The organism is Streptococcus panodentis, assembly GCF_017884005.1.
GTDB lineage: Bacteria > Bacillota > Bacilli > Lactobacillales > Streptococcaceae > Streptococcus > Streptococcus panodentis.
Map to the genome: position 1 here is coordinate 1 of NZ_QFAY01000011.1, position 13,689 is coordinate 13,689.

Genomic DNA, 13,689 nt, shown 5'->3' on the forward strand with positions numbered 1-13,689 from the left:
CCGAACACAGCAGTTAAGCCCTAGAACGCCGGAAGTAGTTGGGGGCTGCCCCCTGTGAGATATGGAAGTCGCTTAGCAGCAGGAACCGCAGGGTTCCGCCCTTTGGGAGTTTAGCTCAGCTGGGAGAGCATCTGCCTTACAAGCAGAGGGTCAGCGGTTCGATCCCGTTAACTCCCATATATTCTTAAAAATAGAATAGGTCCCGTAGTGTAGCGGTTATCACGTCGCCCTGTCACGGCGAAGATCGCGGGTTCGATTCCCGTCGGGACCGTTGGAGTCTAAAAGATAAGTAGATTTCAAGCAGGAAGAGACTCGTTAGCTCAGTTGGTAGAGCATTTGACTTTTAATCAAAGGGTCACTGGTTCGAGCCCAGTACGGGTCATAAGGGCGGGTTTGGCGGAATTGGCAGACGCACCAGATTTAGGATCTGGCGCTTTAGGGCGTGGGGGTTCAAGTCCCTTAACCCGCATATAGGATAAGCCGGCTTAGCTCAGTTGGTAGAGCATCTGATTTGTAATCAGAGGGTCGCGTGTTCAAGTCATGTAGCCGGCATAATAGAAGAAGATGCGAACGTAGTTCAGTGGTAGAACATCACCTTGCCAAGGTGGGGGTCGCGGGTTCGAATCCCGTCGTTCGCTTGAGGAGGCCGGGGTGGCGGAACTGGCAGACGCACAGGACTTAAAATCCTGCGATTGGCAACGATCGTACCGGTTCGATTCCGGTCCTCGGCATGAAGCGAGAGAAGAAGACAAGCAGCACCCTTAGCTCAACTGGATAGAGTACCTGACTACGAATCAGGCGGTTAGAGGTTCGACTCCTCTAGGGTGCATTGGAAGATTTCCATAATTGTTCGGGAAGTAGCTCAGTTTGGTAGAGTACTTGGTTTGGGACCAAGGTGTCGCAGGTTCGAATCCTGTCTTCCCGATAAATGGCGGTGTAGCTCAGCTGGCTAGAGCGTCCGGTTCATACCCGGGAGGTCGGGGGTTCGATCCCCTTCGCCGCTATAATGATCTTGTCGGACCTTTAGCTCAGCTGGTTAGAGCTCTCGGCTCATAACCGAGTGGTCGTAGGTTCAAGTCCTACAAGGTCCATACTGTTATCTTGGAGGATTACCCAAGTCCGGCTGAAGGGAACGGTCTTGAAAACCGTCAGGCGTGTAAAAGCGTGCGTGGGTTCGAATCCCACATCCTCCTTTAGTGCAATACTACTAACGCGGGATGGAGCAGCTAGGTAGCTCGTCGGGCTCATAACCCGAAGGTCGTAGGTTCAAATCCTGCTCCCGCAATTTTGGCTCGGTAGCTCAGTTGGTAGAGCAATGGATTGAAGCTCCATGTGTCGGCGGTTCGATTCCGTCTCGCGCCATATATGAATGAGCGGGTGTAGTTTAGTGGTAAAACTACAGCCTTCCAAGCTGTTGTCGCGAGTTCGATTCTCGTCACCCGCTTTGAACTAAAGTTCATACCAAGTTAGTGTTAACTTGGGCGCGTAGCTCAGGTGGTTAGAGCGCACGCCTGATAAGCGTGAGGTCGGTGGTTCGAGTCCACTCGTGCCCATAAAATATTGGAGAATTACTCAAGAGGCTGAAGAGGACGGTTTGCTAAATCGTTAGGTCGGGTAACCGGCGCGGGGGTTCGAATCCCCCATTCTCCGTAAAATAAGGAGTTTAGCAGTTGCTATCTCCTTTTCTTGTATTTTTTTGCTTTTCTTTGTCTGAGGTTCTTCTAATATGAATAAATTTAAAACTTCAAAATTTCTGATTTCCTTTCTCTTTGTCCTGCTTATTGTGACTGTTTTACTCTTTTCAATGGCTTCCGGTTGGTTTGTATCTAGCGGTTCCAATCTTATTTCAATCTTCGATAGGGTGATTGCGGTTCCTTTCAGCTTTCTTTCTGAACAAAAGGAAGGTATGTCTGACCTGCTGAATACATATAAAGAAAACGAGGTATTAAAAGGTGAACTGTACAATATAAGCGAAAAAGCTGCTGCGGCAGATTCACTGCAGGTTGAAAATAAGCAGCTGAGGCAGCTGCTGGATCTGAAGGATTCGGATACGAATGAGGTAAAAGTGGTTGCGGAGGTTATTTCACGGAGTCCTTCTTCCTGGAATAAAGATTTAACCGTCGATAAAGGGTCAGCTGATAATATAACGGATTCGATGTTGGTGGTTTCCAATGGCGGCTTGATTGGCAGCGTCACAGATGTTGCAGATGGTTCCAGTATTGTTTCGCTGCTGACTAATGATAAGAGCACTGCAAAGATTTCAGTGCGGATTCAAACCAAGTCTGGTCTGATTTATGGGATTATTACGGGCTATGATGCTGAAAAATCTGCCTATGTTGTCAGTCAGTTAAATCGTTCTGAGGAGATTAAAGAAGGAGATTCGGTTGTCACCAGCGGTTTGGGAGCCTACAATGCAGAAAATCTTCCTGTGGGCAAGGTTTTGTCGGTTTCTGAATCTAAGGATCAATTAAACAAGGAAGTGCTGGTCCAGCCAGCTGCTGATCTGTCCGATCTTCGTGCTGTCATGTTAGTGAGAAATTAGTATGAGAACGATTAAAGAGAATATTCTGACGCCTTTTATTCTGTTTTTTGTATTGCTGATAGATGGTCAGCTGTCAACTTTTCTGACGGGCTTGTTTCCGCTGGGATGGAATCTGGTCAGTCATTTTATCCTGATTTTTATGATTTTCGTGTCCATTAACCTTCCGAAAAATTATAATATTGTTCTGTTTCTTGGATTGGGAATCATCTATGATGTCTACTATTTTCATACGGTAGGAATTGCCCTTATCCTGTTTCCGGTTTTGAGTTTTTTAGTCTGTCAGGCAGGTTCGGTCATGCTTTTAAACAGAGGGACCCGCTTTTTATCTGTTATCACAGCTATTTTTCTATTTGAGCTCATCAGCTTTGCTGCTGCTGTAATTTTGGGCATGGCAACCGTCAGTCTGCAAATTTTTGTTATTTATAGTTTGGTTCCGACACTCTTGCTCAACAGCCTGATTCTTCTGCTGTTTCAGCCGATGTTTGAAAAAGTCTATTTATGATGAACAAGAAATAAAAATGTAATGAACGCGTAACATAAGACACGGTATTTTTTGATATACTAGATAATGTCTTATAAGAAGGAGTGTATTATTTTTATGAAGAAAAAACTACTGACATCAATTTTATTGAGCACAGTTGTCCTTTCGCAGGGAGCTGCACTTGTGAGTGTAAAAGCTGAAACGACAGATGAAAAAATTGCTGCTCAAGACAGCAAGATTAACAGTCTGACTGAACAGCAGCAATCTACACAAGCGCAGGTTGATACGATTCAAGGTCAGGTATCAGCTATTCAAAAGCAACAAGAAGAGCTGAAAGCAGAAAATGAAAAATTATCTGCTGAGTCTGCTAGACTTTCTGCTGAAATTGATGAATTGTCTAAAAACATCGTAGCACGCAATGAGTCACTTGCTAATCAAGCGCGCAGTGCTCAAACAAGCGGAACTGCTACCAGCTACATCAACACTGTAGTGAACTCTAGCTCAATCACTGAAGCTATTTCACGTGTAACAGCGATGAGCGAAATTGTTTCAGCTAATAACAAAATGCTGGAACAGCAAAAAACGGATAAAGAAGCTATTGCTGAAAAGCAAGTAGCCAACAACCAAGCGATTAACACGGTTATTGCTAACCAACAGCAGCTTGCTGACGATGAGCAGGCTTTGGCAACAAAGCAGGCTGAATTGAAAGCTGCACAAACAGCTCTTGCTGCTGAAAAAGCAACTGCTGAAGGTGAAAAGAATGCTCTTCTTGAAGAAAAAGCAGCAGCTCAAAAAGCAGCTGAAGAAGCAGCAGCCCGCGAAGCAGCTTACAAAGCACAGCAAGAAGCACAGCAACAAGCAAATCTTGCATCTGCCAACACGACTTTTGAAGCACAGGTTCAAGCGACTATCAGCAACCCTTCATCCGGTCAAGCTGCAGCAGCTCCTGCTGCTACAGTTCAGTCAACTCCGGCAGCAGCTTCACGTCCAACTTACAGCTCATCTGCCAGCACTTATCCAGTAGGTCAGTGTACTTGGGGAGCTAAAACATTGGCACCTTGGGCTGGTGATTACTGGGGTAACGGCGGACAGTGGACTGCGAGCGCAGCAGCAGCAGGCTTCCGTACAGGCTCACAGCCAGAAGTCGGAGCAATTGCATGCTGGACTGACGGAGGATATGGTCACGTTGCAGTTGTAACAGCTGTTCAATCAGCAACAAGTATCCAAGTGTCAGAAGCGAACTATCTTGGCCAACAGTCAATCGGTAACTACCGTGGTTGGTTTAACCCAACAACTGCGCAAGGTACAGTTTCTTACATTTATCCAAATTAATGAATGAAAAGCGCCTCTGGCGTTTTTTATTTTTGATTGAAAAATTGCCCAAAAAGGGTTACAATGGTAGTTGGGAAAAATTGTAATTGGATACAATGGAAGACGATTTAGAATCTGGAGGAAATCATGTCTTTTTCTGATTTAAAGCTCTTTGCTCTTTCTTCTAATCAGGAGCTGGCACAACGTGTGGCTCAAGAAATTGGACTGCCGCTTGGAAAGTCAATCGTTCGGCAGTTTTCCGATGGAGAGATTCAGGTCAATATTGAGGAATCAATCCGAGGCAAGCATGTCTTTATCTTGCAGTCTACCAGTTCGCCCGTCAATGATAATCTGATGGAAATTCTTATTATGGTAGATGCTTTAAAACGGGCTAGTGCTGAATCGGTGAATGTGGTGATGCCCTATTACGGTTATGCCCGTCAAGATCGCAAGGCCAGAGCGCGTGAGCCGATTACTTCTAAGTTAGTTGCGAATATGCTGGAGATTGCCGGTGTCGATCGGATGCTGACGATTGATCTGCATGCTGCTCAGATTCAAGGTTTCTTTGATATTCCAGTTGATCATTTGATGGGTGCTCCTTTGATTGCGGATTATTTTGAGCGCCGGAACATGGTCGGCAGCGATTATGTGGTGGTCAGCCCTGACCACGGTGGGGTGACCCGGGCACGAAAATTAGCTGAATTCCTGAAAACTCCGATTGCAATTATTGATAAACGCCGCAGTGTGGATAAGATGAACAGCAGTGAGGTGATGAATATTATCGGTAAGGTAAAGGGCAAGACCTGTATACTGATTGATGACATGATTGATACTGCAGGAACAATTTGCCATGCTGCTGATGCCTTGGCTGAGGCAGGTGCGGTTGAAGTCTATGCCAGCTGTACACATCCTGTCCTATCAGGGCCTGCTATGGAAAATATTCAGAAATCAGCTATTAAAAAGCTCGTTGTCTTAGATACAATTTACTTGCCGGAAGAGCGGCTGATTGACAAGATTGAGCAGATTTCCATTGCTCATCTTTTAGCGGAGGCTATTGTGCGGATTCATGAAAAACGCCCTTTATCCCCCCTGTTTGAAATTGGTAAAAAATAAGGAAATGACGGTGGCCAAAAGCGCATTTTGCAAGCTTTTGCTCCCCGTCTTTTCGTTTCTATGCTCCATTTCGTTTAGATTCAACCGTTGTCAGCTTCCCTTTTCTCCACCAATTTGGCGAACGGTCGGCGGCTGCGAATAGAGAGAGGGCTTCTTCCAGTTTTTGTCAAGTTCGAGGAACACTCTGCAGATGACTGCGGACAAGGCAGACTGGTCGGCGGGTCAGAAATCGGTAAGACGGGTCTTTGATTTTGCCGTTCCGCCTCCGCTGGCTTGCAAAATTGATGGATAGTCTTTTAGTAGTGAAACTGTCCGGGGGACAGTTTCAGCCTATTGATTAACGTACAGGACGATAGGGCAGCGAGCTGGAGGCTGAGACAGACTCCCATGATGGCTGAGTCCTCACCCACAGAGGGATGCATCTTTTGGAAGATACTGTATAAAAGTCTTTCAGCCTCGCTTTGTTTTGGTAAAAAACTCTTGACGCGGCAGCTGATTGCTCAAAAGCTCCAATGGAGGTTTTGAGGTTATAGATAGAGCTTCTGAGAGGAAGCAGCAAAAGTACCGCTTTGAGGTTGCGGATAGGACTTGCGAAGCAAGTCTCAACTTTGTTCGTCTTTTGGACTCCAAAAAGCTCCTACATTGAGGAAAACAGAGTTTTCCTCATCCCCAACCTCTCCCAGTCCCCCGGGCTGTTTTGACACAAACTGCGTTTGTTTTATCTCCAACCTCTCCCAATCCCCCGGACTGTTTTGACACAAACTGCGTTTGTTTTATCGCCAACCTCTCCCAGTCCCCCGGACTGGGAGAGCCTCGCGGGCTGGGAGTGAAAAGGTCTGGGAGACCTTTTCAGCCTGAGCTTAGAAACAAAAGAGTGAAGGGAACTAAATTTTTAAAAATTTAGTTCTGTCCCACCGCCGTGTCTGCTCCTGTCTAGTTTGCTGATGATGTTCATAGAGTATCTGCTTTCTTTTTTGCATTTGACTAGCGAAAGGAATGAAAACTTATTATGAATGGAGAAAAGGAAAATAAAATAGTTTTATATAACAAACTGTCTAATGCCTGCTGTTATAGGATTTTCAGCTTAAAATTCTCTTTTCGAAACTTAAAAAAGGCTTAAAATTTCTTGACTTTTGATAGGGATAACACTATACTAATAGTAGGTGGCTAGGAGTTACAGAGATTTTTAAAAGGAAAAGAAGGAGATAAAAGTGAAAAAGGTTTTATTGTCCAACATTGTGGTCCTTTTGCTTTTTGGAACCGTCGTTCCTATATCGGCTGAAGAAGGAAGTATGTATGTTCCTAATATTGAAAAGAACGAAATTGTGCAGGGGACTACAGATGAGGAAGCCCGCAAAGTCATGGATGCCTTATTAGAATACAAGGCTGCGCAGTCAGCTTTGGATCAGCAGGTTGCTGAAGCTAGAAGAGCTCCGATTGGCCAAAACACTGTTATGGAAGACAGAGACGGCAACAAGGTCCTCGTTATAGGAGAAGGTGCAACAGCATCAACAACACCAGCTCCTCAGCAGTCGGATGAACATAATGCTGCAGCGGCTCCTTCTGTTGATAATGCCGGTTCAGCTGCTAATCAGAACACTGATACGGCACCACCAAAAGCCGCTGGCGGCAGTACCAATACGAAGACTGTAGATGTACCAGCCAAAAAAGCTGGGACTGTACCATCTAGGGCAGCAAAAGCAGTCAAATCCGCTGATAAGAAAAAATCGAGTCAGGCTTCGGCTAAAGAAGAAAAAACAGCAGACAGTGAAGAAAATGATGAAGGAGACAATACCCTTCCAAAAACAAGTGCTGTTAAATAGTCCCTTCTTTCATTTGTGCTAACCTATCAATGTCACTGAACCCCTCCTTGGTTCGGTGATATTTTTTAGGACAGGTCTCTGCAAGCGGGCTGTCCTGTCTGGCTCATGATGATTTGATACTCAATGAAATCATCAGCAAATCAGGCCAAAAGAGCGAACCGAATGGCAGCTTTATCTGACAGCTCAAAGCGGTGTTTTTGCTGCTTTCTGTCAGAAAACTCTTCCGCACTCTGCAAATCTCCGCTGGAGCTGTGGAGCGGTTCTTTGCCGAGTGTGAATGTTCATCGTTCGAACGTCAGTGCTCAGCCCTTATACAAGTTTGCGAAAGCTGCTTCTAATTTTCAAACTGAAAGAGAGAAATTTCTTAAAATTATGGAAACAAATAGTAAAAAAAGAGCTGACAGCGGCAAGAAGCTGCTGAGAGTTTTATGGGGGCTGATATTTGTGATATTGGCTGCTGTCTTACTGTCTCAGCATTTCAAACATGTCAGCAGCCAGCAGGCCGCAAAGCCGTCAGTCCGACTGTATCCTGAGCAGACTTCTGCTTCCAGCCAGAGCGAAAAAGACTATTTAGCGAATCGTTTCAAGCCGCTGAAAGCTGTTAATGCGGATACCATTGCATATGTCTATGCTCCAGGAACAAAGCTGGATGAGCCGGTCGTGCAGACCAATGACAATGCTTCCTATCTGGTCAAGACCTTTGAGGGCGGCCGCGATGCCTATATGGGGACTGTCTTTATGGACAAGGATAATCAGAAAGACTTCAGCGACCGTCTAACCTGGCTTTTTGGCCATGCCCGTGGCAGCAAGGCTGGAGATCATCGTATGTTTAATGATGTCAACTATTACGATCGTCAGGATTATTTTGATCAGCACAAATATGTGGTGATTGAGACACCGGAGCGCAGGCTTTACTATGAGGCTATGGGCTTGGTCATTGTCCCTGAGGAAACGGCCTTCTACCGGACAGAATTTAAGAATGATGAGGATTTTACTGGTCAGCTCCGAAAGATTTATGAGGAGTCGCGGACCAAAAATTCAGCGATTGACATCCGGGCTGAGGATAAGTATTTGGTCCTCTCCACCTGCCGTGAGGAAGACGATACTATCCGATCTAATCTGTACCTGCGTCAGATTCCGGATACTGAACTGGAGGAGTTTCTGGCTCAGCACGGGGATCAGCTTGCCTATGCTCCTACGCGCTAAAGCAAAGACAGACTCGAATCAGAGAGCTGTTGAAAAAGCTGAGAGCTTCAGAAATTGATCCTCTTCGAAGATCTCTTCAAACTATGTCAGCGCCGCCTTGCTCCAACAGTCTGGGAGACTGTTGGAGGTTGGAGATAAAACAAACGGAGTTTGTGTCAAAACAGTCTGGGAGACTGTTGGAGGTTGGAGATAAAACAAACGGAGTTTGTGTCAAAACAGTCCGGAAGACTGTTGGAGGCTGGGGATAAGGGGAAGGCAGTTACCGGCTTTCGTTCAGTCCGAGGGACTGTCTCTTGACTGTAGAGTTTCCGAAGTTCCTGCACCTAGTTGACAAGGTATTTGGCATTTGCATCCATTTTGATTTGGTGTTTGAACCGATGGTCCATCCTATCGTAGCAGCAGAGAGAAAAACTTTCTTTGTGAACCTCCATTCCGATGAAAAGTGTGGTAAAATGAAACAGATAAGGCCTCCAATTGAGTGTGGTAATTCCTGTTAGAAGCTGATTGTTTTTTATTCTAGTGTACAGGCAAATCCACGAATGCTCAACTGGGGGTCTTTACATATTGTCTGTTGGAGCTGCATCGGTTTGCGGCAGTTTTGCCATTGAATCTTTTTTAATAGCAAAACTTAGTGTCAGAGTCAGAGAAGCTTCATGGAGCAGCAAAAGCCGCCGGCCTCTGAGGCTGCTTGATCATGAGCTAAGGACTGCAGGAGCAGAGAAAATGCAGTGTCCATCCGGATAGTCTGAGGGGCATGCTCTTTAAAAGGGCGGTAGTCAGTCACGGCATTTTGATTTTCGAAGAGTATTATAGTATAATAGTTCTATTGACCGGTCGGAGGTGTCTATGGATTTATGTAAAAAATTTAATAAGAATTTGGATAAGATTGAAGTGTCGCTGATTCGTCAATTTGACCAATCGATTGCTGCTATTCCGGGTGTGCTGCGTCTGACGCTGGGGGAGCCGGATTTTACGACACCAGACCATATCAAGGAGGCGGCCAAGGCGGCAATTGATGCTAATCAGAGCCATTATACGGGCATGAGCGGACTTTTAGAGCTGCGGCAGGCTGCAGCAGATTTTGTACAGGAAAAATACAATCTGACCTATAATCCTGATAATGAAATTTTGGTGACCATTGGAGCGACGGAAGCTCTATCAGCGACCTTGACAGCTATTTTAGAGGAGGGAGACAGGGTGCTGCTGCCGGCTCCTGCCTATCCGGGCTATGAGCCGATTGTCAATCTGGTCGGGGCTGAGATTGTCGAAATTGATACGACGGAAAATGACTTTGTCCTGACACCGGAAATGCTGGAAACAGCGATTTTAGAGCAGGGCGATCGGCTGAAAGCAGTCATTCTCAACTACCCGGCCAACCCGACAGGGGTGACTTATTCGCGGGATCAGATAGCGGCTTTAGCTGCTGTGCTGAAAAAATATGAGATCTTTGTTGTCTGTGATGAGGTCTACTCTGAGCTGACCTATACGGGCCAGGGACATGTTTCCCTAGCGGAGTATCTGCCTGAGCAGACTATTGTCATCAATGGGCTGTCCAAGTCCCATGCCATGACCGGCTGGCGGCTGGGATTAATCTTTGCGCCGGCGGCTTTCACGGCTCAGCTGATTAAGAGTCACCAGTATTTGGTGACAGCGGCCAACACGATGGCCCAGTATGCAGGTATTGAAGCTCTGACAGCTGGCAAGAATGATGCAGAGCTGATGAAGGTCCAGTATATCAAGCGTCGGGACTATATTTTAGAGAAAATGGCAGAGCTGGGCTTCAAAATCATTAAGCCGGATGGTGCTTTCTATATCTTTGCCAAGATTCCCTCAGGATACAGTCAGGACTCCTTTGCCTTTCTGCAGGACTTGGCGGAGAAAAAGGCGGTGGCCTTGATTCCGGGAGCTGCTTTTGGCCGTTACGGCGAGGGCTATATCCGCCTGTCCTATGCTGCTGCTATGGATACCATTGAGGAAGCCCTGAAACGCCTGAAAGATTATATGGAGGAACATGCTTAAATCGCTGGCCAGCAAGGGTCTGGTCCTGTATAACCGCAATTACCGCGAGGATGACAAGCTGGTCAAAATCTTTACTGAGCAGGCTGGCAAGCGGATGTTTTTCGTGAAACATGCTGGAAAATCCAAGCTGGCACCGGTTATTCAGCCCCTGACAGCAGCGGATTTGCTGGTTAAGGTCAATGATGACGGTCTGAGCTATATTGAGGATTATCAAGATGTGACGGTTTACAGCCATATCAATGAAGACCTCTTTATCATGGCTTATGCCAGCTATGTCGCAGCTCTGGCGGATGCCAGTCTGCCGGACAATCAGGCGGATTCGGCGCTCTTTGTCTTTCTGCAGAAGACTTTGGAATTGATGGATGAGGGTCTGGACTATGAGGTGCTGACTAATATTTTTGAGATTCAGATTCTGTCCCGTTTTGGAATTGCCCTGAATTTTCATGACTGTGTCTTTTGCCACCGAACGGGTCTGCCCTTTGACTTCTCCTTTCGGTACAGCGGACTGCTTTGTCCTGACCATTATCATAAAGATGAACGGCGCTGCCATCTCAATCCCAATGTACCTTTTTTGCTGGAGCAGTTTCAGGCCGTCAAATTCAGCGAGCTGGAAAGCATTTCTCTTAAGGCGGATATGAAGCAGCAGCTGCGTGCTTTCATTGACCAGCTCTATGATGAATATGTCGGTATTCATCTCAAATCCAAGAAATTTATTGACTCTCTGGGCGACTGGGGCAGTATCTTAAAAAATAGGAACGAGGAAGATTCACATGAAAAGAATAGCCATTGATGCTATGGGAGGGGATCATGCTCCTCAGGCTTTGGTCGAAGGGGCCAACCGTGCTTTGCAGGAGTTTTCGGATATTGAAATTCAGCTTTACGGTGATGAAGCGAGCATCAAGAAATATCTGACAGCCAGTGAACGGGTCCGCATAATCCATACGGATGAAAAAATCGCTTCTGATGATGAGCCGACCAAGGCTATCCGTCAGAAAAAACAGGCCAGTATGGTACTGGCTGCCAAGGCTGTCAAGGCTGGCGAAGCAGATGCCATGCTGTCTGCCGGCAATACGGGAGCCTTACTGGCTGCAGGTTTCTTTATTGTCGGCCGTATCAAGAATATCGACCGGCCGGGTCTCCTGTCCACTTTGCCGACGGTCAGCGGTCAGGGCTTTGATATGCTGGATTTGGGGGCCAATGCAGAAAACACCGCTCACCACCTGCATCAGTATGCGACGCTGGGCTCTTTCTATGCGGAAAGTGTTCGGGGAGTTGCCAAGCCAAGGGTCGGACTTCTCAATAACGGAACGGAAAGCAGCAAGGGAGATCCTCTGCGCAAGGAGGCTTATGAATTGCTGGCGGCGGACTCTTCCCTTAACTTTATCGGCAATGTTGAAGCGCGTGATTTGATGGAGGGGGTAGCCGACGTGGTGGTTGCTGACGGCTTTACCGGCAATGCCGTTCTCAAATCTATCGAAGGCACAGCTATCAGCATCATGGGCCAGCTCAAGAAGTCGATTTTGGGTGGTGGTTTGAAGGCGAAGCTAGGAGCTTGGCTGCTCAAGGACAGTCTGCGGGATCTGAAAAACAGTCTGGACTATTCCAGTGCGGGCGGGGCTGTTCTATTTGGCCTCAAGGCGCCGGTTGTTAAAACGCACGGATCCAGTGATGCCAAAGCCGTTTACAGCACGATTCGCCAGATCAGGACCATGCTGGAGTCCGATGTGGTCGGTAAGTCAGTCATCGAATTTAGCGATGCCAAGGAGGAAAAATGAGCGAAAAAGAAATTTATGCAAAAATTGTCGACATCATTCAAGAACATGACAGCAGCAAGCTGGACATTACTCCTGAGCTGAAATTAAAGGAAGAACTGGGAGTGGATTCTGTTGACTTGATGGAATTTATTATTCATCTGGAAGACGCTTTTGAAATCGAGATTCCGGATGACGACATGGATGATTTCACCACCATTTCCGATGTGGTGGCCTATATTCATAGCAAAGCGAAAAAACACAGCTAATACAGTCTTTTAGCAGTGAGTAAAGTCAGGCAACGATCGCTGTCAAAGCAGCGGCTTGTAGGAGCTTTTTGGAGTCTAAAAGACGAACAAAGTTGAGACTTGCTTCGCAAGTCCTATCCGCAACCTCAAAGCAGTGCTTTTGCTGCTTCCTCTCAGAAGCTTTATCTATAACCTCAAAAGCTCCACTGGAGCTTTTGAGCAATCAGCTACCGCGTCAAGAGTTTTTTACCAAAACAAAGCGAGACTGAAGGACTTTCGTCCCAGCCTCGCACTAAAAGCAAACTAAAAGACTATATCAGTCAAGACCGAGTTTTGTTCGGTCTTTTTTCTGTCTTCAAAGCGGAAGCGGTTTTTTTTGTTAAAAACCGAAAGTTTATACGGAATTTCTTGTAAATTTAATTTAAAAATGATAGACTTAGGTTATAAAATTACGAAAGGCGAATATTAAAATGTCTAACAACTTGTTATATTCGGGAAAAGCGAAAGATATCTTTGCGACAGATGTTGAAGGGGTCATTCTGGCACGCTACAAGGATCAGGCGACAGCTTTTAACGGTGTGAAGAAAGAGCAGATTGCCGGTAAGGGAGTGCTCAACAACAAGATTTCGGCCTTTATTTTTGAAAAGCTGAATGCTGCGGGTGTGGCCACGCACTTTATCGAAAAGATTTCAGATACGGACCAGCTCAATAAAAAAGTGAACATCATTCCTCTGGAAGTGGTGCTGCGCAACTATACGGCAGGCTCTTTTTCTAAGCGTTTCGGCGTGGAAGAAGGGATTCGGCTGGACCAGCCTATCGTAGAATTTTACTACAAGAATGACGACCTGGACGATCCCTTCATCAATGATGAGCATGTCAAATTCCTGAAAATTGCCAGCGATGAGGAGATTGCCTTTCTCAAGGAAGAAACTCGCCGCATCAATGAGCTTCTATCGGACTGGTTCCGTCAAATCGGGCTTCGTTTGATTGATTTCAAGCTGGAGTTTGGCTTTGATCAGGACGGCCGGATCATTCTGGCGGATGAATTTTCACCGGACAACTGCCGGCTCTGGGATGCAGAAGGACACCACATGGATAAAGATGTTTTCCGCAGGGGTCTGGGTGAGCTGACCGATGTGTATCAGATTGTATGGGAAAAACTGCAGGCGATTAAGTAAGGACAGGGTATAAAAAG

General features: G+C 46.2%; 11 protein-coding genes, 17 tRNA genes and 1 pseudogene. 28 read left to right on the forward strand and 1 reads right to left on the reverse strand.

All coding sequences use genetic code 11. The features are described from left to right. The first annotated feature begins 104 nt into the window (after positions 1-104). The 23 genes from DHL47_RS06070 (at position 105) to srtB (ending at position 8,476) form a co-directional block, all read left to right on the forward strand. Positions 105-177: transfer RNA gene (locus tag DHL47_RS06070), tRNA-Val, on the forward strand. Between the two features lie 21 nt (positions 178-198). Continuing rightward, positions 199-271: transfer RNA gene (locus DHL47_RS06075), tRNA-Asp, on the forward strand. Positions 272-309: 38 nt separating this feature from the next. Further along, a tRNA-Lys gene (locus DHL47_RS06080) sits at positions 310-382 on the forward strand. A gap of 5 nt (positions 383-387) precedes the next feature. Then, positions 388-469: transfer RNA gene (locus DHL47_RS06085), tRNA-Leu, on the forward strand. A 10-nt stretch (positions 470-479) separates the two neighbouring features. Next, positions 480-552: transfer RNA gene (locus DHL47_RS06090), tRNA-Thr, on the forward strand. A 14-nt stretch (positions 553-566) separates the two neighbouring features. Beyond that, a tRNA-Gly gene (locus DHL47_RS06095) sits at positions 567-638 on the forward strand. 7 nt (positions 639-645) lie between these two features. Continuing rightward, a tRNA-Leu gene (locus tag DHL47_RS06100) sits at positions 646-731 on the forward strand. 24 nt (positions 732-755) lie between these two features. After that, a tRNA-Arg gene (locus tag DHL47_RS06105) sits at positions 756-829 on the forward strand. A gap of 22 nt (positions 830-851) precedes the next feature. After that, positions 852-925, forward strand: a tRNA-Pro gene (locus tag DHL47_RS06110). A 5-nt stretch (positions 926-930) separates the two neighbouring features. After that, positions 931-1,004, forward strand: a tRNA-Met gene (locus DHL47_RS06115). A 13-nt stretch (positions 1,005-1,017) separates the two neighbouring features. Continuing rightward, positions 1,018-1,091 (forward strand) — tRNA-Ile (locus DHL47_RS06120). A 12-nt stretch (positions 1,092-1,103) separates the two neighbouring features. Next, positions 1,104-1,193: transfer RNA gene (locus DHL47_RS06125), tRNA-Ser, on the forward strand. An 18-nt stretch (positions 1,194-1,211) separates the two neighbouring features. Further along, a tRNA-Met gene (locus DHL47_RS06130) sits at positions 1,212-1,285 on the forward strand. 4 nt (positions 1,286-1,289) lie between these two features. Further along, positions 1,290-1,362: transfer RNA gene (locus tag DHL47_RS06135), tRNA-Phe, on the forward strand. Between the two features lie 11 nt (positions 1,363-1,373). Then, positions 1,374-1,444 (forward strand) — tRNA-Gly (locus tag DHL47_RS06140). Positions 1,445-1,479: 35 nt separating this feature from the next. Continuing rightward, a tRNA-Ile gene (locus tag DHL47_RS06145) sits at positions 1,480-1,553 on the forward strand. Between the two features lie 9 nt (positions 1,554-1,562). Continuing rightward, a tRNA-Ser gene (locus tag DHL47_RS06150) sits at positions 1,563-1,650 on the forward strand. 76 nt (positions 1,651-1,726) lie between these two features. Further along, the gene (mreC, locus tag DHL47_RS06155) at positions 1,727-2,542 is read left to right on the forward strand and encodes a rod shape-determining protein MreC (RefSeq protein ID WP_209551240.1); all 816 of its coding nucleotides are present in this window, start codon (positions 1,727-1,729) and stop codon (positions 2,540-2,542) included. A gap of 1 nt (position 2,543) precedes the next feature. Then, positions 2,544-3,044 carry a rod shape-determining protein MreD gene (mreD, locus tag DHL47_RS06160; RefSeq protein WP_209551241.1) on the forward strand — a complete coding sequence of 167 codons (501 nt, stop codon included), beginning with the start codon at positions 2,544-2,546 and terminating at the stop codon, positions 3,042-3,044. A gap of 96 nt (positions 3,045-3,140) precedes the next feature. Further along, positions 3,141-4,355: a peptidoglycan hydrolase PcsB gene (gene pcsB / locus DHL47_RS06165; RefSeq protein WP_128837508.1), complete on the forward strand. Its 1,215-nt coding sequence runs from the start codon at positions 3,141-3,143 to the stop codon at positions 4,353-4,355. Positions 4,356-4,481: 126 nt separating this feature from the next. After that, the gene (locus tag DHL47_RS06170; protein WP_128837510.1) at positions 4,482-5,447 is read left to right on the forward strand and encodes a ribose-phosphate diphosphokinase; all 966 of its coding nucleotides are present in this window, start codon (positions 4,482-4,484) and stop codon (positions 5,445-5,447) included. Between the two features lie 1,211 nt (positions 5,448-6,658). Then, positions 6,659-7,270 (forward strand): hypothetical protein, encoded by a 612-nt coding sequence (locus tag DHL47_RS06175; RefSeq protein WP_209551242.1) that lies wholly within the window; start codon positions 6,659-6,661, stop codon positions 7,268-7,270. Positions 7,271-7,642: 372 nt separating this feature from the next. Next, positions 7,643-8,476: a class B sortase, LPKTxAVK-specific gene (gene srtB, locus DHL47_RS06180; protein WP_209551243.1), complete on the forward strand. Its 834-nt coding sequence runs from the start codon at positions 7,643-7,645 to the stop codon at positions 8,474-8,476. 326 nt (positions 8,477-8,802) lie between these two features. Here srtB and DHL47_RS13690 read toward each other — a convergent pair. Next, positions 8,803-8,937, reverse strand: a pseudogene (locus DHL47_RS13690) (IS110 family RNA-guided transposase); the annotation flags it as partial. A gap of 385 nt (positions 8,938-9,322) precedes the next feature. On the opposite strand from DHL47_RS13690, the gene DHL47_RS06185 reads away from it, so the two are divergent. The 5 genes from DHL47_RS06185 (at position 9,323) to purC (ending at position 13,672) form a co-directional block, all read left to right on the forward strand. Further along, complete coding sequence (locus tag DHL47_RS06185) at positions 9,323-10,495, forward strand: pyridoxal phosphate-dependent aminotransferase (RefSeq protein WP_128837513.1); 1,173 nt, start codon at positions 9,323-9,325, stop codon at positions 10,493-10,495. After that, complete coding sequence (recO, locus tag DHL47_RS06190) at positions 10,488-11,285, forward strand: DNA repair protein RecO (protein ID WP_209551244.1); 798 nt, start codon at positions 10,488-10,490, stop codon at positions 11,283-11,285. Before DHL47_RS06185 ends, recO begins: the two co-directional genes overlap by 8 nt. Continuing rightward, a complete protein-coding gene (gene plsX / locus DHL47_RS06195) occupies positions 11,266-12,270 on the forward strand; it encodes a phosphate acyltransferase PlsX (RefSeq protein WP_128837515.1) in 1,005 nt (334 codons plus the stop codon). Before recO ends, plsX begins: the two co-directional genes overlap by 20 nt. Next, positions 12,267-12,515, forward strand: a complete 249-nt coding sequence (locus DHL47_RS06200; RefSeq protein WP_128837516.1) for an acyl carrier protein — start codon at positions 12,267-12,269, stop codon at positions 12,513-12,515. The genes plsX and DHL47_RS06200 overlap by 4 nt, the downstream gene beginning before the upstream one ends. Positions 12,516-12,964: 449 nt before the next feature. After that, a complete protein-coding gene (gene purC, locus DHL47_RS06205; RefSeq protein WP_209551245.1) occupies positions 12,965-13,672 on the forward strand; it encodes a phosphoribosylaminoimidazolesuccinocarboxamide synthase in 708 nt (235 codons plus the stop codon). The last annotated feature ends 17 nt before the right edge of the window (positions 13,673-13,689 follow it).